Source organism: Photorhabdus kayaii (genome assembly GCF_025384895.1).
GTDB lineage: Bacteria > Pseudomonadota > Gammaproteobacteria > Enterobacterales > Enterobacteriaceae > Photorhabdus > Photorhabdus kayaii.
This window is the reverse complement of sequence record NZ_JAJAFZ010000045.1, coordinates 1-19,582: the sequence shown is the minus strand read 5'-3', so window position 1 is coordinate 19,582 and position 19,582 is coordinate 1. Positions and strand designations below refer to the sequence as shown.

The following is a 19,582-nucleotide window of genomic DNA, read 5'->3' as shown; positions in this document are numbered from 1 at the left end:
TGCTCCAGTCCCCTTAAGACTGCAAGACGTCTGTTAAGCGATCTAAACGGCCACGAATACTGCCATCGATCACCAAATCACCTGCGCGGACAACCACACCAGCAATAACAGACTTATCAATTTTGCAATTCAGCTTAACTTTGCGTAACAGACGTTTTTCCATCGCTACAGAAATTTTAGCCAGCTGTTGTTCTCTCAATTCGGTGGCAGAAATCACTTCAACATCAACGGTTGATTCAAGTGATGCACGCAATTGAATAAATTGCTGCAAAACTTCCGGCAATGCCAGTAAGCGACCGTTTTCTGCCATAACACGAATAAAGCTCTGAGCATGTTCATCGACCTGTTCACCGCAAATTGCGATAAAGGTATTAGCTAATGTTTCCGATGCCAATGAACCGGAAAGCAGCTCACCAACTTGCTCATTACGAGTCACCTCAGCTGTGAACGCCAGCATATTCTGCCATTGTTCAAGCGATTGTTTTTCCACAGCAAAGTCAAAAGCTGCTTTGGCGTAGGGGCGAGCTACAGTAGCGAATTCAGACATGCCCCTCCCTCCTTACAGTTCAGCGACCAGTTTATCAACGATGTCGCTATTAGCAGCTTCATCCACGGAACGTTCGATGATTTTCTCGGCACCTGCGATAGCCAACATAGCGACCTGCTTACGCAACTCTTCCCGAGCACGCTTACGTTCGGCATCAATTTCTGCCTGAGCTTGCGTTACGATTCTGTTACGTTCCTGCTCAGCTTCCGCTTTTGCATCATCAAGGATCTGGGCTTTTTGTTTATTAGCCTGTTCAATGATGACCTGAGCTTCCACTTTCGCTTTCTTCATTTGGTCGGTCGCATTGGCTTGCGCTAAGTCCAGGTCCTTTTTGGCACGTTCCGCAGAAGATAAACCGTCAGCAATTTCTTTTTGACGTTTTTCTATGGCCGCCATGATCGGTGGCCATACGAACTTCATACAGAACATAACAAACAAGACAAACGCAATGGCCTGGCCGAGGATTGTTGCATTAATATTCACAGCACAATACCTCTTTTCAAATTAATGAGTTGACGTAGTTTCAGATTATTTCTACAAACTACGCGACAGCAAACATTACGTACAAGCCAAGGCCCACAGCAATCATTGGGATGGCGTCAACCAGACCCATAACGATAAAGAACTGTGTACGCAGAAGAGGGATTAAATCTGGCTGACGAGCAGCGCCTTCCAAAAATTTACCTCCGAGGATGCCGATACCGATCGCAGCACCGATTGCCGCTAGGCCCATCATTACAGCGGCAGCCATGTACAGCAGATCCATATTCAGGTTTTCCATGACAGTCTCCAGTTTGTTTCAGTTAAAACACAGTTAGTTATTGTGGTAAAAAATTAATGTTCTTCAGATGCCATCGACAGATAAACAATCGTCAGAACCATGAAAATAAAGGCTTGTAACGTAATAATCAGTATGTGGAAAATAGCCCAAGGCAGGCTCAGTAACCACTGCGACCACCACGGTAACAGACCAGCTATAAGAATAAAGATCAATTCACCCGCATACATGTTACCAAACAGTCGCAGACCGAGTGATACCGGTTTTGAAAGCAGGCTAACGCCTTCCAGAATTAAGTTAATTGGAATAAATAGTGGATGATTAAAAGGCTGTAAAGTCAGCTCTTTTGTAAAACCACCAATCCCTTTCATCTTAATGCTGTAGTAGAGGATGAGGACAAAGACACCAATAGCCATCGACAAGGTAATACTGACATCTGCTGTTGGCACGACACGCAGAGCAGGTAAACCAAAGAAATGTTCACCGATATAAGGGAGAAAATCGATTGGCAATAAGTCCATCACGTTCATTAATAACACCCAAACGAACACTGTCAGTGCCAAGGGGGCAATAACCTTGCTCTTGCCGTGATACATATCACGAACGCTGTTATCAACAAAACCCATGATCAATTCTATAGCAGTCTGAAGTTTGCCAGGTACGCCACTGGTGGCATTAACCGCAACCTTTCTGAATACATACAGAAATAAAATCCCTAATACGACTGAGAAAAAAAGCGAGTCAATGTTCAACGTCCAAAACGTTGCAGAACCACCAGAGTTGGGATCGACCAACTCAAAGGTACGTAGGTCCAACTGAAGGTTATTCAGGTGGTGGCCTATGTAGTCCCTTGCAGTTGAAACTTCTCCTGATGCAGACATGATGCCTCTTACCCTTTTATTGTTGAAAACCTAACCGTTTATCACAGCAGGTGCGGTGATTTGCACAATCAGCACCGCTAAATAAGTTAAACCTAGTGGTGCAAACGCCGCTTTAAACACGCCTAAAGCAACAACCAGCACAGCTATTGTAATAATAACTTTCAACCCTTCGCCAACAGCGAAAGACCATGCAATACGTACAGAAACCTCTTCTTCTTTTGCTTTTTGAAAACTGGCAAACAGCATGAATATGGCATTAGGTAACCAACATGCTAACCCACCAGCAAAAGCAGAAGCGCCCCATTCTATACTTTTGGTACAAAAAGCCACACTGAGAACAACAAAAGTCATTAACTGCAAAAAAAGCAGCTTCAGTGCAATCTTACCGCTGTAAAGGGATACAGACATGACTTTTGTTTTCTCCCCTTGTACGCCTTGCATATCAGGTTTTGCTAAAGGTTGTATAAAACTGCCTTTGCTTAAGAGTGTCAAGTGACAAAAACGTGCAAATTATACGGGCCACCAAAATGAATTCAATCCATAAGTAGCGAAAAGGTGAACAATTATTTAAATTTTTTATTTTAGTGCCAGATTGCAAGCTAATGACTGTCCTGATTCCTTGTTTTTAATAATTTCATACATTTCAGACTTAAATGTGATTTAAATCACATAAATTTTTCATTTGTTAATTATCTTTAACATTCACAGTAAATAAAAATAAAATACATTAATAATAAAATCAATTGGTTAATTTAATTCTATACAAAAGAGTGATTATATTATGACTTAAATCACCAAGCTAATTTTTAGCTAGTTTAAAAAAGTGAATCTGATGAAAAAACGCTTTATCTGATTTTTAAAGGTTCAACTATCTTAATATCAAGATAACGTTATTTTCATGTAATAACTCGGTAAATTAAAGCTGAAACGAGGCAAACCATAATTAACGATGCTGACTACAGTATAATTGTGCTCAACATCACTAATTATTTATAACTTTATTGACAAATAACAAAATCAGTTTGATTTAAGGATAACCAAATGACGTTGCCCTTCCAGTTCAGGAACATCTAATTTAATAACCGAATCGATAGAAATTCCAAAAGGCAACATAGTCAGCTCCTCTTCTGGAAGCACACCTTTAAGTGCATAGAAACGCCCATGAATAGGCTCAGGCAAATGACTGCACCAAGAGACCATATCTTGTAACGAAGCAAAAGCACGGCTTATTACGCCATCAAAAGGTGGTTCAGAAGAATACGCTTCAACCCTGCTTTGTACTGGTTCAATATTTACCAAATCAAGTTCATGCTGAACCTGACGCAAAAATCTCGCCCTTTTACCTAAACTATCCAGCAATGTGAAATGAGAATCTGGACGAACAATAGCTAACGGAATACCTGGCAACCCTGGACCTGTACCCACATCGATAAAACGATGACCTTGCAAATAAGGGCTGACAACAATACTGTCCATGATATGACGCACCAGCATTTGCTCTGGCTCACGTACCGACGTGAGATTGTAAGCTTTATTCCACTTATTGAGCATATCAACATAGGCTACAAGCTGCTGTTTTTGCTGTAGCGACAATTCTATTCCTGCTTTGGTCAGCAACAATTCTAGTTTGTTAAGCATAATCAAGATCCTCTCAAGCACTGCGGCGCAATAATCCTTGTTTTTTCAACCACACAAGTAAAATTGAAATTGCCGCAGGTGTTACTCCTGAAATACGTGAAGCCTGACCAATTGAACTCGGTTTATGATCATTGAGTTTAGCGACAACTTCATTGGAAAGACCACTAATTTGGCGGTAATCGAGATCAACCGGTAATGATGTGTTTTCATTACGTAGCTGTTTTTCGATTTCTTCCTGCTGGCGGGCAATATATCCCTCATATTTGACCTGAATTTCAACTTGATCAGCGGCTTGTGGTTCTTCAAGACCTGGAGAAAACAGGGGCAATGAGGTCAAAAGTTCATAGTTCATTTCAGGACGACGCAGTAGATCTTCACCATTAGCCTCTTTCGACAATGGCATTTTCAATATATTGTTTATGTCATCAAGATTATTTGAATTAGGGTGAATCCAAATATTACGTAAACGCTGGCGTTCTTGTTCAACCATTTCCACTTTACGACAATAATGTTCCCAACGTGAATCATCTACCAACCCTAACTCACGGCCTTTTTCTGTTAAACGCAGGTCTGCATTATCTTCACGTAGCATCAAGCGATACTCGGCACGAGAAGTAAACATACGGTATGGTTCTTTAGTCCCTAAAGTACATAAATCGTCAACTAAAACACCAATATAAGCTTGATCACGGCGAGGGAACCAACTTTCTTCTTCTGAAGCGTAACGAGCTGCATTAAGGCCAGCCAAGAGTCCTTGAGCAGCAGCTTCTTCATAACCCGTCGTGCCGTTGATTTGTCCAGCAAAAAATAGACCGTGGATAAATTTACTTTCTAATGTTTGTTTCAGATCTCTTGGATCGAAGAAATCGTATTCTATTGCATAACCAGGACGAATAATGCGAGCATTTTCCATTCCTTTCATGGAGTGAACAATTTGCATCTGTACGTCAAATGGTAAGCTAGTAGAAATACCATTTGGATAGATTTCATTGCTAGTCAATCCTTCAGGTTCAAGGAAAATCTGGTGAGCATCACGATCTGCAAAACGCATGACTTTATCTTCGATTGAAGGACAATAGCGAGGACCGATCCCTTCAATGATCCCCGTATACATTGGGCTACGATCCAGATTATTGCGGATCACATCGTGGGTTTTTTCATTCGTATGGGTGATGTAACACGGTATTTGTTGTGGATGTTGTTTCACATTTCCAAGGAAAGAGAATACTGGAGTTGGATAATCACCTAGTTGTTGTGTTAACTGACTAAAATCAATAGTTCTGGCATCAATACGTGGTGGTGTTCCTGTTTTCAATCTGTTTACACGTAAAGGCAACTCACGTAAGCGCTGTGCCAACGAAATGGCTGGGGGATCACCGGCCCTTCCACCACTATAGTTTTCCAAACCAATGTGGATTTTACCGTCAAGAAATGTTCCTACAGTCAAAACAACAGCTTTAGCTCTGAACTTAAGGCCCATGCGTGTCACTGCGCCAGTAACTGTGTCATTTTCAACAATGAGATCTTCTACAGGTTGTTGAAAGATCATTAGATTAGGTTGGTTTTCCAATGCCATGCGTACAGCTTGACGATAGAGAACCCTATCCGCTTGAGCACGTGTTGCATGAACTGCGGGCCCTTTACTGGCATTTAAAGTTCTGAATTGGATACCAGCTTGGTCAGTTGCTTTAGCCATTAAGCCACCAAGCGCATCAATTTCTTTAACCAGATGCCCTTTACCGATCCCACCAATGGCTGGGTTACATGACATTTGGCCCAAAGTGTCAATATTGTGGGTCAGCAATAAGGTTTGACGGCCCATACGAGCGGCTGCCATAGCCGCTTCAGTACCGGCATGACCACCACCGATAATAATGACGTCAAATTGTTCTGGATAAAACATGGTGATGAACCTTTAGTTATAAAAATGCTCAGTGTTGCATTAAGGGAGGAGAATTCTACTCAAGTTTCAGTGATAGACCAAGTGGGTGAGATCACCGGTAATTAAAAGAAGATCTTTTTTATTTAAAGATCTATTTATTAGATCTTTTATTAGGATCATGATCTTTTGTGGATAAGTTATTTTTCCTTAGAAAGATCATAAAGCTGTAAAGGATCATTTGTTGTGAATGATCCGTGATCCTACAAGGTATAAACTGGGATCTAAATCGGTAGTTATTCACAGGGTGATCATTGTCATATAGTTATACTATGGATAACTACGGGTTAACCCCGGCTTTTTAGATAAGTTATCCACAATCGTTTGCTGTTTTTTTGTTCTTATTAGAGTGCGTTTGCCCAATCTTTAACCCATTCTTCTGCTGGATCTTCGGGGATCTCATGTTGTTGAATATCAATTTCCAGACGATCACCGAGACGTTTAGCACCATTTTCTATCAATAGTTGGTCAAATGATCTTATTGCACCGCAAAAAGTATCGTATTCGGAACTACCAAGGCCAACAGCGCCAAACGTTACCTTGCTGAGATCAGGTTTTTGGTCAGAAATTTCCGCAGCCAATGGTTGTATATTTTCTGGCAATTCTCCTGCTCCATGTGTAGATGTGACGACTAGCCAGATTCCTTCTTGAGGAAGTTCATCTAAAGAGGGGCCATGTAGCATTTTAGTGGAGAAACCAGCATCTTCCAGAATTTCAGCCATATGTTCAGCTACGTATTCAGCACTGCCCATCGTGCTGCCGCTGATTAAGGTAATAGTGGCCATAGTGATCCCAACAGATTTCAAGAGCCGCTATTGTACGCTGTGAATCTATTGGGATCTACCTGTGGATAATGTGGTTATAACAAATTTTATTTTATGGCTTGATTGTTCGCATGATCGGGTTTTGTAAGGAGATCAGGGTTTCTGTTGATTGAATTTCATCGATAGTCTGTATTTTGTTGATAAGTACATCTTGAAGGGATTCAATTGAGCGGCACATAACTTTAATAAAGATGCTGTAGTGGCCTGTTGTGTAGTAAACCTCAACTACTTCACCCAGGTTGTCTAGTTTTTTCAGAGCTGATGGGTAATCTTTAGCACTCTTAAGAATAATGCCAATAAAGCAACACACATCATAACCAAGTTGTTTTGTGCTGATATCGACTCTGGTACCGGTAATGATTCCTGCTTGCTTCATTTTTTCCACGCGAACGTGAATTGTTCCCGGACTGACAGCAAATTTCTTTGCTAGTTCGGCATAAGGTGTACGTGCGTTGTCCATTAAAGCGTGAAGTATGTCACGGTCTAGATTATCGATCTGATAAATTTCTGCCATTTTCAGCCCCTTTTTTTAAGGAATTTTCATTTTTTAATCTTAAAAATGAATTTTATGAATCATAAAGTCTATTTTTATTAAAGTATATTGAATTTATCCCTCATTTTATTGCTTAATGTTTCCAACAGGACATCAGGGCCACCTAAAAAATTAGAGAATAACATTATGAAAAAGTCGTTTATTGAAAAGCAGCAACAAATCAGTTTTGTGAAATCTTTCTTTTCCCGTCTGCTGGAAAGCAAACTGGGTCTGATTGAAGTACAGGGGCCAATCCTAAGTTGTTTGGGAGATGGTATTCAGGACAACTTGTCCGGCCATGAAAAAGCTGTTCAGGTAAAAGTAAAAACTTTACCGGATTCAACTTTCGAAGTAGTACATTCGTTGGCTAAATGGAAACGTAAGACACTGGGTCGTTTTGGCTTTCAGCCTGAACAAGGGCTTTACACTCACATGAAAGCATTGCGTCCAGATGAGGATCGCTTAACACCAATTCACTCTGTTTATGTTGATCAATGGGATTGGGAAAAAGTGATGGGAGATGGGCAACGCTCACTTGCTTATCTTAAACAGACAGTAGGTAAAATTTACGAAGCAATAAAAGAAACAGAAAAAGCTGTCAGCAAAGAGTTTGGTCTGGCACCGTTCCTGCCAGATCAAATTCACTTTGTTCATAGTGAAACGCTTCTGAGCCGTTATCCGGATCTGGATGCAAAAGGCCGTGAACGTGCTATTGCTAAAGAATTAGGTGCTGTTTTCCTCATTGGTATTGGTGCGAAATTATCTGATGGTCAATCTCATGATGTGCGTGCGCCTGATTATGATGACTGGACGACACCAAACAGCGATGGTTTTGTTGGCCTAAACGGCGACATCATTGTCTGGAACCCTGTTTTGGAGGATGCGTTTGAGATCTCTTCTATGGGTATCCGTGTTGATGCAGAAGCATTGGAGCGTCAGCTAGCACTGACTAGTGATGAAGAGCGTTTACAATATGATTGGCACCAGGCGTTACTCAAAGGCGACATGCCGCAGTCTATTGGTGGCGGTATTGGTCAATCCCGTTTAGTGATGTTACTGCTGCAAATGAAACACATTGGTCAAGTTCAGTGCAGTATCTGGTCACCTGAAGTACGCGAAACTGTAGAAGATATGCTTTGATTCAAGTTAGTGACGCCATTTTCTCAGTAAACGGCTTTTAAGTCCGGTATCAAAGTGCCAGATATGATCGAATATCCGCATAATATCTGGCTTACCATATTGGGACATGGAGACCGCATGGAAGCGGTGTTGCTGATGCAGTTGCAGATTTTTTATCTGATGGATTAGTGAGTTTGGCAGACGCTGAGCAATGAAATCTGAGATAACAACAGCATCAGCATTTTTCCAACATTTTTCTTTCATTTTTTCTATTGTGCTTGTCAGACAAAAAGCGAGATCTGTCCCTCCTTTGAAAGTTTGGCTGAGAAAACGAATAGCTTGCTCCAGACCATCTGGTGAAGATAGTTCATAGTGCACAATTCCTGTCGTAAATAGCATGATATGACAGTTGCGATTATCAGCTAGAGCAATGCGTAACAGTGCTAAACAAAAGGCTTTGGCGCATTTTTCATTGAATTTCCCCATAGAACCGGAAGTATCTACACAAATAATAAATGGTCCTCGTGGTCTTTCTTCCTGGCTATAATAAGTGACTGGCCGTAATGTTGTTTTTTCTCGCCAGTTATCACCTTGTAAGCGATAGGTCAGGAGTTTTTTTTCCACTAATTTGCGATAAAACTCATATTCCAGATCTTCAATTCCTAATATCGCTAATTCTATTGGCAACAGGCGCAGAATATCATCACTTTGTCCGATACCATTTACCTGTTCAGGAACGGTATCGGGTGTTCGTTCGATTGTAGTAACTGGTTCGAAAGAATGGTTTTCTTGTGGTTTTGATTTTGCAGATTGGCTACGTCCAAGTAATTGAGCTAATTTTTTCAGTTCCGGCTGTTGGTGAAGAAATTCACTATAGCGGATCAATAACTGCTTATCATTTTGGGAATGATTTAACTGACTTTTGCTCATATCCCATAATCGTCCTGTTGCCCTATCATTTTCACTAAAAACAGGATCAAGATTACCGCTTAGTGTCAGCCTTTGTTGCAGTTCTGCCAGTAATTGCTCTTTTTCTTGCTCCAACAATTGCTTCTGGAAGGTTGTAGTTTGCAGGATCAAACTGATCCTCCATCGTTGAATAAATAGGGTTTGTAGTGTATTTGAATCAGCAATGGTGTTGGTTGCGAGTTTCTGTGCTTCTTCACTAAAAGGGGATTCAATTCGGTTCAGAGTTTCTAAAATATCGGGAAGTTTAAGGTAAAAATGATTTGTATTGGCAGACAGTACTTGTTGATATAACTGAAATTCTTCTGCTAGAGTTGCAGGAATGAGCGCTTCTTTAATCCTTTGCTGTAAATCGTGTTTCCAGCCAGGGATATCTTTTAGTAGTGCACGTTTCAAGCGAGGATGTTTTTCAAAAAAGATAGCTAACTGAGGTGAAGCTAAAAGCGTTAATATGATCTCTTCTATCATCTCTCCTTCGTTTATTGACAGTAAAAGATCAAGGGTTGTCAGACTAATCATTTAATTAGCTGCCTATTTTTATTTTCAACTGCTTAATTTTATCTGATAACTGGATAAAGCTTTGCTCTATCGTAGCAAGCCAATGACTTTCAATAAATAGACATGGCTGATGCTGATTAAACAGTTGGTGTTGGTGATGAATTTCTTGATTAACTTTTTCCAATCTTTCCAGCCACTCGTTGTTTTCTTCATTTTTCTGATGCTGATGATCTGGTAAATATAGCGTGGATGAACGGCGGCTAATATCAAAAATCTCTGGCTGATGTGCTGAATTAACTTCGGCTGCTATGTTTTGTGGAAAACCAATACCGTTCAGACGGGCTGATAATTCTCTGCCTTTGTTTATCCAGATAATCAACGCTTTTTTTTCCAATTCAATGAAATTGACTTTAATATCATGGAGATGAAGAGGTGTATGTAAGAATAGAATCAATTTTTCTTCATTGATATGATCGGGTAGCGAATATTGTATTTTACGTCCAAACAGACTGGTTTGTTTTTCCAGCTTTAACGCCTGTTGATCATTTTTATCCTGACGGGCTTGAGTCCATTGGTGATAAAGCGAATCAATTTTTTGAGATAATATTCTTTGCCGATATGCCTGTTCGGTCATGAGAGTATTCAAGTATTGGGGTAATAATTTAAAAGAGTGAAGATCATGCCACAGGCAATCTTTCAGTAATATTAAATCAAGAGATGATATCTCTTTTCTGCCATTGAAGAAAGCACTGGCTTGTAATAAATGAATGGCTTTCTTCCAGCGCCTGTCTGAAACGTAAGGTGAATGTTCTGTTGTATCAAGTTGCTGACGTAGATGATAAATAATATCAAAACAACTATCTGGTAGAACTATTTTATCAACCTCTTTTTGCCATTGATGGAATTCTTCGCTTGTTATTTGAATGTCTGCCGGAACAGGGTTATCATTTTCATTTTTGTGGCTAGTGAGTAACGCTCGGAAATTCTTCTTTTCTTGAATTTTATCCAGCCAGATACGAATTAGCATTCTGTCATAAAGTGCTTCCAGACTGTTATCTGCTTCAGGCAGCTCATTGGATGCTGTTATAAGTAATCGCATTGGAATTTTCTCTTCTGTATCCCCATTTCTGAATTTTCTTTCATTAATTGCAGTCAGTAGGGTATTAAGAATTGCCGGACCGGCTTTCCATATTTCGTCAAGGAAGACAATTTCAGTTTCAGGTAAATATCCGTTAGTTAGACGTTGATAACGTCCTTCTTCTTTCAGTGCCTGAATAGAAAGAGGGCCGAAAATTTCTTCAGGGGTTGAAAAGCGAGTCATCAGATATTCAAATGCTCTGGCATCACGAAACGCAAATTTCAATCGTCGGGCTATCAAACTTTTTGCGATGCCTGGAGGACCGAGTAGAAAAACACTTTCTCCACACAATGCAGCTAGCAAACATAAACGAATAGCCTGCTGTCTTTCATACAGACCACTTTCCAAATAATGACTTAAGCAAACTATTTTTTCTGTTAATAATATCATAATTCATACCAATATTATCTGTTGGATTAGATAAAACCTAATTAGCCTTCTCCATAGATTTTAATCATTATTTGTTGATGTAGACAATATTTACCTTAAAAATCGATTCAGCGTCAAATATTCAATAAGTTAACGTTTTTTTTTCGTTTCTTTTATTATCGAAACGTTTCGATAGTGATCACATTTTTGTATCACTAATGTTGCATTTTAAATATTACTTTCTATATTACTAAATAGCGAAACGTTTCGCTAATGGAATAAAAAAATGAAAAAAGGTGTATTACTTAATTCTGAAATTTCAGCCGTAATTTCTCAGCTAGGGCATACTGACCAGATTACAATTGGTGATGCTGGATTACCAATTCCTTCTTTAGCCCAGCGGATTGATTTAGCGCTAACCCAGGGAATTCCCAGTTTTATATCCGTTCTTAATGTCGTTACACAAGAAATGCAGATTGAAGCTGCATTCTTAGCTGAGGAGATCATTGACCATAATCCTTTGATACATCAATTAATATTAACTCAAATTAAAGAGCTTGAGAAACAGCAAGGGAATTCAATTACTGTAGATTATATTAGTCATAATATGTTGAAAGAAAAAACAAAACATAGCCGAGCGGTGATTCGCACAGGAGAGCATTCTCCTTATGCTAATATTATCTTTTGTGCCGGTGTGACTTTCTGAGGTGATTATGCTGCCTGTACTGGAACTAAAAGGAATTAGTAAATCTTTTCCCGGTGTCAAAGCATTATCTGGCGCGGCACTACGTGTTTACCCGGGTAAAGTGATGGCTCTGGTAGGGGAAAATGGTGCAGGTAAATCCACGATGATGAAAGTGTTGACTGGAATATATACCAGAGATACAGGCACGGTTCATTACCTAGGAAAAGAAGTGATTTTTTCTGGCCCTAGCTCCTCTCAGAAAGCGGGGATCGGGATTATCCATCAGGAATTAAATCTTATTCCCCAACTGACCATTGCTGAAAATATTTTCCTGGGACGCGAATTTGTTAATAAATTCGGTGCGATTGACTGGGGAAAAATGTATCAGGAAGCCGATCGTCTTTTAAAAAAATTGAATCTGAGTTACAGCAGTCACCGTTTAGTCGCTGAACTTTCTATCGGTAATCAGCAACTGGTTGAAATTGCTAAGGTACTGAGTTTTAAATCCAAAGTTATCATTATGGATGAGCCAACTGATGCGCTGACCGATACAGAAACTGAATCATTATTTCTCGTAATACATGAACTAAGATCTCAGGGATGCGGTATTGTTTATATTTCCCATCGTTTGAGAGAAATTTTTGAAATTTGCGATGATGTGACGGTATTCCGTGATGGACAATTTATTGGTGAAAAGTCGGTAAAAGAGCTAAAAGAAGAGACTCTGATTGAAATGATGGTTGGGCGAAAACTGGAAGATCAGTATCCTCGCCTGAATTTACCTCGGGGCAAAAAACGACTTGAGGTTAAGCAGATTTCTGGTTCCGGTGTGACAAATGCCAGTTTTTCTCTTTATAGAGGGGAAATTTTGGGTATATCAGGGCTAATGGGGGCTGGCCGCACTGAATTGATGAAAATTATTTATGGTGCGTTGCCAAAAACTCAGGGGCGAATCACACTGGATGAAACCCCCATTGTAATTCGTAACCCTCAGGATGGGTTAGCTTGTGGGATTGTTTATATTTCAGAAGATCGTAAACGTGATGGCTTAGTTTTGGGAATGTCAATCAAAGATAATATGTCTCTTACTGCCTTACGTTATTTCAGTAACTGGTTAGGTAGTCTTAATCATAAAGAAGAACAGAATGCAGTTAGTGACTTTATTAAATTGTTTAGTATCAAGACACCTTCAATGGGACAAGCTATAGGTTTACTTTCTGGTGGTAATCAGCAAAAAGTAGCTATTGCCCGTGGATTAATGACTAGACCAAAAGTTCTTATTCTGGATGAACCTACGCGTGGTGTAGATGTTGGCGCAAAAAAAGAAATTTATCAATTAATTAATCAATTCAAGAAAGAGGGGCTAAGTATTATTCTCGTTTCTTCTGAAATGCCAGAAGTGATAGGAATGAGTGATCGTATTTTGGTTATGTGTGAAGGCCGGATCAGTGGCGAATTTTTTGCTGAACAGGCAACTCAAGAAGTTTTGATGGCAGCGGCTGTAGGCAAACAATATGGAGCGATTCAGGAGTAATTCAGTATGAATTCTAATATACCACCGACATTTAAACGTTGGTTTACTAAAGAGTGGTTACTGAAACAAAAGTCACTGATTGCGTTACTAGTGCTGATAGCCGTAGTTTCTTCTCTTAGCCAAAATTTTTTCACTTTAAATAACTTGTTTAATATTCTGCAACAAACATCAGTCAATGCCATTATAGCCGTTGGGATGACATTGGTTATCCTGACATCGGGTATTGACCTGTCTGTTGGTTCATTGCTTGCGTTAACAGGTGCAGTAGCAGCTTCATTGGTTAGTACGGAAGTTAATGCTCTGGTGGCTATCGTGAGTGCTTTGGCTTTAGGTGCTGCAATTGGTGCTTGTACAGGAATAATAATTGCTAAAGGTAAAGTACAGGCATTTATTGCCACTCTAGTCATGATGTTGTTACTTCGTGGAATAACCCGTGTCTATACTGATGGTAGCCCAATAAATACAGGATTCAGTGATAATGCGGATCTGTTTGGCTGGTTTGGTATTGGCCGTCTACTGGGAATTCCTACTCCAGTATGGCTGATGTTGATAGTTTTTGTTATCGCCTGGTATATCCTGCATCACACCCGTTTAGGTCGTTATATTTATGCCTTGGGGGGGAATGAATCGGCTACCCGTTTATCTGGTATCAATATCGATAAAATTAAAATTATCGTTTACTCCTTATGCGGTTTACTGACGGCATTGGCAAGTATTATTGAAGTCGCTCGTCTTTCTTCTGCTCAACCTATGGCGGGGGGAGGTTATGAATTAGATGCTATTGCTGCCGTAGTACTGGGAGGAACTCGACTGGCTGGTGGTAAGGGATTAATTATTGGTACTCTGATTGGTGCACTAATCCTCGGTTTTTTAAACAATGGCTTAAACTTATTAGGTATTTCTTCTAACTATCAGATGATTGTTAAAGCAATTGTAATATTGTTGGCAGTTCTGGTTGATAACAAAAATGGTAAATAACCTCACCCTACAGGAAATAACATGATGAAAGTGAAGAAATTAGTAACAATTTTATCTGCTGTTGCGCTAAGTATGACTGTAAGTATAAATGCATTGGCGAAAGACACTATCGCGTTAGTCATTTCTACACTGAATAATCCATTCTTTGTCACAATGAAAGATAGCGCTCAAAAAGAGGCGGATAAGTTGGGCTATAACCTAATTGTGTTGGATTCTCAGGATAATCCAGCGAAAGAATTAGCTAATGTTCAGGATTTGACGGTACGTGGTACTAAACTCATGCTAATTAACCCGACTGACTCCGATGCTGTTGGTAATGCCATTATTATGGCTAACAATGCCAAAATTCCGGTCATTACTCTAGATCGGATAGCGAATAAAGGTACTGTTGTCAGTCATATTGCTTCTGATAATCGCTTGGGGGGTAAAATAGCGGGTGATTTTATCGCCGAGAAATTAGGGAGTGAAGCCAAAATTATTCAGCTAGAAGGTATTGCCGGTACTTCTGCTGCCCGTGAACGTGGTGAAGGATTTAATAAGGTAGCACAGGAACATAAATTCAATATGTTAGCTAGTCAGCCTGCTGATTTCGATCGTACTAAGGGACTGAACGTTATGCAGAACTTACTGACGGCTCATTCGGCTGTACAAGCTGTATTTGCTCAGAATGATGAGATGGCGTTAGGTGCTTTGCGCGCTTTACAAACAGCAGGTAAAAGCGATGTATTAGTTGTTGGTTTTGATGGTACTGGAGATGGTATCAAAGCTGTCCAACGTGGAAAACTAGGAGCGACAATCGCTCAGCGTCCTGATCAAATTGGTATCGTTGGTGTTCAGACTGCAAATAAAGTGCTGAGAGGCGAAAAAGTTGAAGCCGTCATCCCTGTGGAATTGGAGTTAGTTATTAAAAAATAAATCGGTATTTGTGCCGTTACTCATTGATGGTGGTGACGGCATAATTAAAAAGGAATAAATGTAATGAGTACAGCAAAACTTGCGGTGCTTGGCAGCATTAATGCTGACCATATTTTGAATCTTAAGTCATTCCCTCGTTCGGGGGAAACGGTGATCGGGGAACAATATCAAGTTGCTTTTGGTGGTAAAGGTGCTAATCAGGCGGTAGCAGCAGGCCGCAGCGGTGCTGACATTACATTTATTGCTTGTGTTGGTGAGGACGATATTGGTTTTCGTATCTATCAGCAGTTAGCAAAGGATAATATTAAAACTTCTGGCATTGAAGTGATTAAAGGAGAAACAACGGGTGTAGCGTTGATTTTCGTTAATCAGCAAGGTGAAAACGTTATTGGTATCAATGCAGGCGCTAATGCGGCGTTGACACCGGAATATTTCTATCGCTACCAAAATATTATTGAGGAAGCAGATGCATTATTGATGCAACTTGAGTCTCCATTGGAAACAGTGCAACTTGCTGCAACAATAGCTAAGCAAAATAATACAAAAGTGATACTCAATCCGGCGCCTGCCAGAAAATTATCTGATCAATTGCTCTCGCTGGTGGATATCATTACACCGAATGAAACAGAAGCTGAATATCTCACTGGAATTAAAGTAGAAAATGATTCAGATGCGGAAAAAGCGTCTCAAGTGTTGCATGATAAAGGTATTGATACGGTAATTATCACATTGGGTAGCCGTGGGGTATGGTTGAGTGAAAGCGGTCAGAAAGGAAAGATTGTTCCGGGATTTAAAGTTAACGTTGTAGATACTGTTGCGGCAGGAGATACTTTCAACGGTGCGTTGGTGACAGCATTATTGGAAAGAAAATCCATGTCATCTGCCATACGATTTGCTCACTCTGCTGCTGCGATAGCGGTAACCCGTCAGGGAGCTCAGCCTTCCGTCCCGTGGCGAAATGAAATTGAGGCATTTTTAACTGAACAGGATTAACAGTGGCTACAATGAAAGATGTTGCTCGTTTTGCAGGCGTTTCTACATCAACTGTATCTCATGTTATTAATAATAATCGTTATGTCAGTGATGGTGTGAAAAAGAAAGTTAACGATGCGATTGAGCAATTGAATTATGCGCCATCAGCGCTTGCAAGAAGTCTTAAAATCAAGCAAACCAAAACCATTGGTATGCTGGTCACAACCAGTAATAATCCTTTTTACGCTGAAATTGTAAGAGGGGTTGAACGAAGCTGTTATGAGCGTGGTTACAGCCTTATCTTGTGTAATACAGAGGGTGATGCCAAGCGGATGGATTACAGCATGGAAACTTTGCTGCAAAAGCGAGTAGATGGAGTGTTGATTATGTGTACTGAAAATCAACACCGCTCCTGTGATGTTTTGCGTCGTTATCCTCCTTTACCTATGGTTATGATGGATTGGTCTCCATTTGATATTGTCAGCGATGTTATTCAGGACAACTCTTTATTGGGGGGGGAGATAGCCACTAATTACCTTATTAGCTGTGGTTTTAAAAAAATAGCCTGTATTGCAGGTCCACAAGATAAAACACCCGCTAATCATAGATTGCAAGGATATAGAAAGGCAATGGCAAATGCTGGTCTTGTTATTCCTGAAGGCTATGAAATTTACAGTGATTTTGAATTTGCTGGTGGTTTTGAATCAATGCAAAAATTGCTGCAACATCCTGAATCGCCGGAAGCTGTTTTTGCCAGCAATGATGCAATGGCTGTTGGCGCTTATCAGGCTCTGTACCAAGTAGGGCTTTCTGTGCCGGATGATATTTCCATCATTGGTTATGATGATATCGACTTTGCTCCTTATATGATCCCACCGTTGACAACCATTCATCAGCCAAAAGATGAGCTAGGAAAGCTTGCTGTTGATACTTTGCTTTATCGGATGAATAATCCAGAAAGTGATCCTAAATTGCTAGTATTAACTCCAACACTGATTGAGCGCAGCTCAGTTTCTGTTCTTAAGTGTTCTTTTTCTTAATCATGTTATCTCCATCTTCCTTATGTAATAACAGGAAGGTAGAAGAAGCGAGTAAAGTTATTATTCCTACGGTAATAAAAGTACTGTGAAAATGATCAACAGTCGTTCCATAATGCATGGATTCATAGAAACGGAGAATAGCGGCACTTACTGCAACACCGAAGCTAATAGATAACTGCTGAGTTACAGCTAATAAACTATTTCCCGAGCTGGCATTATTATCGGTCAGATCAGCGAGAGTAATGGTATTCATCGAAGTAAATTGAATGGATACAGCCATACCCAGTAAAAATAGTGGAATAGCCAAAAGGACAGCGGACATTTCTGGTGATTGCAGTGAAAATTGAGAAATCATTAATCCAATAATGATTGTTATGCTAACCAGCGTCTTACGATATCCAAAGCGAGTTAATACATTAGTAACGAAAGATTTGGCTATAACAGAACCAATAGCTGTTGGGGCCATCACCATGCCGGCAATGACTGCTGAATAACCAAATCCAACTTGTAGCATCAAAGGAATTAGAAAAGGAATACAACCAGTTCCCAAACGTGTAACAATATTACCTATAATACCTATAGAGAATGTGCGAATGCGGAACAATTTCAGGCTGATAAGCGGTTGGGTTTGTTTTCTAGCATGCATCAGATAACCAAATAATATCATAAAACCACCGACCATAATTGTCAGAGGTATATAACTTGGTAACGTACTTTCCCCTAGTAAATCTAAACTGACAGAAACCATGATTAAACTCAGTCCAAAAAGTATAAAACCGAGAAAGTCAAATGAGCGTTTTGGCATTGTAAAATTAGGCATATGCTTTTTAGCATAAATAATCCCCAATAAACCGATTGGAATATTGATAATAAATATCCAATGCCAGGTAGCATAAGTGACTAATAATCCACCGAGCATAGGACCAAGAATTGGCCCTACTAACCCAGGCATGGTAACAAAATTCATAACGGGTAGAAGTTCGCTGCGTGGATACGCACGTAATAACGCAAGGCGGGCAACGGGCATCATCATTGCGCCACCAATTCCCTGAATTACACGGGAAATAACCAGAAAAGTTAAATTACCTGATAAGGCACAGGCAAGGGAGCCTAAAGAAAACAAGGATACAGCAAAAATAAATATTCGGCGGGTGCCAAAACGATCTGCTAACCAGCCGCTGACTGGAATTAGCAAAGCAACAGTCAGAATATAGCTGACAACAGCAGATTGCATCGCTAAAGGTGAATGTTCGAGGCTTTCAGCAATAGCGGGCAATGCTGTGTTGAGAATTGTTGCATCTAAGGCTTGCATAAAGAAAGCTATTGCAGCAATCCAGGGTAGCCCCGCCATATTACGAGCGGTTTTTACCATTAATAATCCTGCTTACTTTTATCCAGCCAATGTTTGGTTGGATATTAATCTAATTCACTACTATATAAGATCATTAGCGCTCTGTTAATAACTTTTGGTAAGCGAGAAGTGCGCTATGATTGTCACCTTTAACAATTCTTTCATGAGCTTCCAGTTGTACAATTTTATCGGAAATAATAGCTTCAAAGTGATTCTGGTAAAACAGATGAAATAGTTTGTCTACTTATATTACTTTAGTTTTGGAGTAATTATTGTCGATGTCATCAGTTTTTGTATGAAAAAAATACATAAATACAAGTTTTGTTGAAAAAAACCGCTAACGGCAGTTTTTTTTAAATAAATGCTTGCCAGCGTCAAAGAACGCCCTATAATGCGCCACCACTGACCGACACAACGCTGATAAACATTGTGAGGTCGGGCAGAGAAAAAGCTAATAAGCTCTTGACTCTGCGGGCGAAAGGCGTAGTATACGCAGCCCGGCTGAACGAGAATATCACGTTTTATTTCAGCCTGCTCTTTAACAATTAATCAGACAATCTGTGTGGGCACTCACAAGACCGTATCACAAAAAATACGTTTTAAAGTCTTGAAGAGTGAACAACAGTTAATTCATTACGAATTAATTTAGTAACGTTATTTTGGCAGGATAACGCGAAGGCAAGCGAGCAGCACCGAGACAGTACCTCAGTACGGCGAGGTGTAGCGCAGTGAAGCCGACAAAGTTAGCCAAACAAAAGAGCGTTAATCAGTGAGATTCTTTGAGCATCAAGCTTTGAATTGAAGAGTTTGATCATGGCTCAGATTGAACGCTGGCGGCAGGCCTAACACATGCAAGTCGAGCGGTAACAGGAAAGTGC

The 19,582-nt window shown here is 40.1% G+C and carries 19 protein-coding genes and 1 rRNA gene; 8 read left to right on the top strand and 12 right to left on the bottom strand.

The features are described 5' to 3' along the window. Positions 1-13 precede the first annotated feature (13 nt). The 9 genes from atpH to asnC all read right to left on the bottom strand — a co-directional run bounded on the left by atpH (position 14) and on the right by asnC (position 7,121). Positions 14-547 (bottom strand): F0F1 ATP synthase subunit delta, encoded by a 534-nt coding sequence (gene atpH, locus LGZ98_RS15895; protein ID WP_113041873.1) that lies wholly within the window; start codon positions 545-547, stop codon positions 14-16. Positions 548-559: 12 nt separating this feature from the next. Beyond that, on the bottom strand, positions 560-1,030 hold the full coding sequence (gene atpF / locus LGZ98_RS15890; RefSeq protein ID WP_011144457.1) for a F0F1 ATP synthase subunit B: 471 nt from the start codon (positions 1,028-1,030) through the stop codon (positions 560-562). Positions 1,031-1,088: 58 nt separating this feature from the next. Continuing rightward, complete coding sequence (atpE, locus tag LGZ98_RS15885; protein ID WP_000429386.1) at positions 1,089-1,328, bottom strand: F0F1 ATP synthase subunit C; 240 nt, start codon at positions 1,326-1,328, stop codon at positions 1,089-1,091. A gap of 53 nt (positions 1,329-1,381) precedes the next feature. Continuing rightward, a complete protein-coding gene (gene atpB, locus LGZ98_RS15880) occupies positions 1,382-2,206 on the bottom strand; it encodes a F0F1 ATP synthase subunit A (RefSeq protein ID WP_105397418.1) in 825 nt (274 codons plus the stop codon). Between the two features lie 30 nt (positions 2,207-2,236). After that, on the bottom strand, positions 2,237-2,614 hold the full coding sequence (gene atpI, locus LGZ98_RS15875; RefSeq protein WP_262978275.1) for a F0F1 ATP synthase subunit I: 378 nt from the start codon (positions 2,612-2,614) through the stop codon (positions 2,237-2,239). A gap of 609 nt (positions 2,615-3,223) precedes the next feature. Then, complete coding sequence (gene rsmG, locus LGZ98_RS15870; protein WP_262978274.1) at positions 3,224-3,844, bottom strand: 16S rRNA (guanine(527)-N(7))-methyltransferase RsmG; 621 nt, start codon at positions 3,842-3,844, stop codon at positions 3,224-3,226. A gap of 13 nt (positions 3,845-3,857) precedes the next feature. After that, a complete protein-coding gene (gene mnmG / locus LGZ98_RS15865) occupies positions 3,858-5,747 on the bottom strand; it encodes a tRNA uridine-5-carboxymethylaminomethyl(34) synthesis enzyme MnmG (protein WP_262978273.1) in 1,890 nt (629 codons plus the stop codon). Between the two features lie 380 nt (positions 5,748-6,127). Next, positions 6,128-6,568, bottom strand: coding sequence for an FMN-binding protein MioC (gene mioC, locus LGZ98_RS15860; RefSeq protein WP_112872185.1), 441 nt, complete (start codon positions 6,566-6,568; stop codon positions 6,128-6,130). Between the two features lie 91 nt (positions 6,569-6,659). After that, positions 6,660-7,121, bottom strand: a complete 462-nt coding sequence (asnC, locus tag LGZ98_RS15855) for a transcriptional regulator AsnC (RefSeq protein WP_112872186.1) — start codon at positions 7,119-7,121, stop codon at positions 6,660-6,662. A gap of 165 nt (positions 7,122-7,286) precedes the next feature. Here asnC and asnA point away from each other — a divergent pair, with 165 nt between their 5' ends. Next, complete coding sequence (gene asnA / locus LGZ98_RS15850) at positions 7,287-8,279, top strand: aspartate--ammonia ligase (protein ID WP_112872187.1); 993 nt, start codon at positions 7,287-7,289, stop codon at positions 8,277-8,279. Positions 8,280-8,285: 6 nt separating this feature from the next. Here asnA and viaA read toward each other — a convergent pair whose 3' ends face one another. Next, positions 8,286-9,743, bottom strand: a complete 1,458-nt coding sequence (gene viaA, locus LGZ98_RS15845) for an ATPase RavA stimulator ViaA (RefSeq protein ID WP_113041875.1) — start codon at positions 9,741-9,743, stop codon at positions 8,286-8,288. A gap of 4 nt (positions 9,744-9,747) precedes the next feature. Next, positions 9,748-11,250: an ATPase RavA gene (ravA, locus tag LGZ98_RS15840; RefSeq protein WP_113041876.1), complete on the bottom strand. Its 1,503-nt coding sequence runs from the start codon at positions 11,248-11,250 to the stop codon at positions 9,748-9,750. 265 nt (positions 11,251-11,515) lie between these two features. On the opposite strand from ravA, the gene rbsD reads away from it, so the two are divergent. The 6 genes from rbsD to rbsR all read left to right on the top strand — a co-directional run bounded on the left by rbsD (position 11,516) and on the right by rbsR (position 17,353). After that, positions 11,516-11,935 carry a D-ribose pyranase gene (rbsD, locus tag LGZ98_RS15835; RefSeq protein ID WP_112872190.1) on the top strand — a complete coding sequence of 140 codons (420 nt, stop codon included), beginning with the start codon at positions 11,516-11,518 and terminating at the stop codon, positions 11,933-11,935. 7 nt (positions 11,936-11,942) lie between these two features. Then, positions 11,943-13,448 (top strand): ribose ABC transporter ATP-binding protein RbsA, encoded by a 1,506-nt coding sequence (rbsA, locus tag LGZ98_RS15830; protein WP_113041877.1) that lies wholly within the window; start codon positions 11,943-11,945, stop codon positions 13,446-13,448. A gap of 6 nt (positions 13,449-13,454) precedes the next feature. Continuing rightward, a complete protein-coding gene (gene rbsC / locus LGZ98_RS15825; protein WP_228902376.1) occupies positions 13,455-14,426 on the top strand; it encodes a ribose ABC transporter permease in 972 nt (323 codons plus the stop codon). A 24-nt stretch (positions 14,427-14,450) separates the two neighbouring features. Continuing rightward, positions 14,451-15,341 carry a ribose ABC transporter substrate-binding protein RbsB gene (gene rbsB, locus LGZ98_RS15820; protein ID WP_112872194.1) on the top strand — a complete coding sequence of 297 codons (891 nt, stop codon included), beginning with the start codon at positions 14,451-14,453 and terminating at the stop codon, positions 15,339-15,341. A 63-nt stretch (positions 15,342-15,404) separates the two neighbouring features. Beyond that, the gene (rbsK, locus tag LGZ98_RS15815) at positions 15,405-16,334 is read left to right on the top strand and encodes a ribokinase (RefSeq protein ID WP_113041878.1); all 930 of its coding nucleotides are present in this window, start codon (positions 15,405-15,407) and stop codon (positions 16,332-16,334) included. 2 nt (positions 16,335-16,336) lie between these two features. Next, the gene (rbsR, locus tag LGZ98_RS15810) at positions 16,337-17,353 is read left to right on the top strand and encodes a ribose operon transcriptional repressor RbsR (RefSeq protein ID WP_113041879.1); all 1,017 of its coding nucleotides are present in this window, start codon (positions 16,337-16,339) and stop codon (positions 17,351-17,353) included. Here the strand turns inward: rbsR and mdtD are convergent. Further along, positions 17,334-18,725 (bottom strand): multidrug transporter subunit MdtD, encoded by a 1,392-nt coding sequence (gene mdtD / locus LGZ98_RS15805; RefSeq protein WP_113041880.1) that lies wholly within the window; start codon positions 18,723-18,725, stop codon positions 17,334-17,336. The genes rbsR and mdtD overlap by 20 nt on opposite strands. A 774-nt stretch (positions 18,726-19,499) precedes the next feature. On the opposite strand from mdtD, the gene LGZ98_RS15800 reads away from it, so the two are divergent. After that, positions 19,500-19,582: ribosomal RNA gene (locus LGZ98_RS15800) — 16S ribosomal RNA — on the top strand; the annotation flags it as partial.

Excerpts from the sequence above, each read along its gene's own strand:
- rbsB (WP_112872194.1), top strand. The coding sequence starts at position 14,451 with ATGAAAGTGAAGAAATTAGTAACAATTTTATCTGCTGTTGCGCTAAGT.
- rbsA (WP_113041877.1), top strand. The coding sequence starts at position 11,943 with ATGCTGCCTGTACTGGAACTAAAAGGAATTAGTAAATCTTTTCCCGGT.
- rbsD (WP_112872190.1), top strand. The coding sequence starts at position 11,516 with ATGAAAAAAGGTGTATTACTTAATTCTGAAATTTCAGCCGTAATTTCT.
- mdtD (WP_113041880.1), bottom strand. The coding sequence starts at position 18,725 with ATGGTAAAAACCGCTCGTAATATGGCGGGGCTACCCTGGATTGCTGCA.
- mioC (WP_112872185.1), bottom strand. The coding sequence starts at position 6,568 with ATGGCCACTATTACCTTAATCAGCGGCAGCACGATGGGCAGTGCTGAA.
- atpH (WP_113041873.1), bottom strand. The coding sequence starts at position 547 with ATGTCTGAATTCGCTACTGTAGCTCGCCCCTACGCCAAAGCAGCTTTT.
- rbsK (WP_113041878.1), top strand. The coding sequence starts at position 15,405 with ATGAGTACAGCAAAACTTGCGGTGCTTGGCAGCATTAATGCTGACCAT.
- atpI (WP_262978275.1), bottom strand. The coding sequence starts at position 2,614 with ATGTCTGTATCCCTTTACAGCGGTAAGATTGCACTGAAGCTGCTTTTT.
- asnC (WP_112872186.1), bottom strand. The coding sequence starts at position 7,121 with ATGGCAGAAATTTATCAGATCGATAATCTAGACCGTGACATACTTCAC.
- mnmG (WP_262978273.1), bottom strand. The coding sequence starts at position 5,747 with ATGTTTTATCCAGAACAATTTGACGTCATTATTATCGGTGGTGGTCAT.
- rsmG (WP_262978274.1), bottom strand. The coding sequence starts at position 3,844 with ATGCTTAACAAACTAGAATTGTTGCTGACCAAAGCAGGAATAGAATTG.
- atpB (WP_105397418.1), bottom strand. The coding sequence starts at position 2,206 with ATGTCTGCATCAGGAGAAGTTTCAACTGCAAGGGACTACATAGGCCAC.
- ravA (WP_113041876.1), bottom strand. The coding sequence starts at position 11,250 with ATGATATTATTAACAGAAAAAATAGTTTGCTTAAGTCATTATTTGGAA.
- viaA (WP_113041875.1), bottom strand. The coding sequence starts at position 9,743 with ATGATTAGTCTGACAACCCTTGATCTTTTACTGTCAATAAACGAAGGA.
- asnA (WP_112872187.1), top strand. The coding sequence starts at position 7,287 with ATGAAAAAGTCGTTTATTGAAAAGCAGCAACAAATCAGTTTTGTGAAA.
- atpE (WP_000429386.1), bottom strand. The coding sequence starts at position 1,328 with ATGGAAAACCTGAATATGGATCTGCTGTACATGGCTGCCGCTGTAATG.
- rbsC (WP_228902376.1), top strand. The coding sequence starts at position 13,455 with ATGAATTCTAATATACCACCGACATTTAAACGTTGGTTTACTAAAGAG.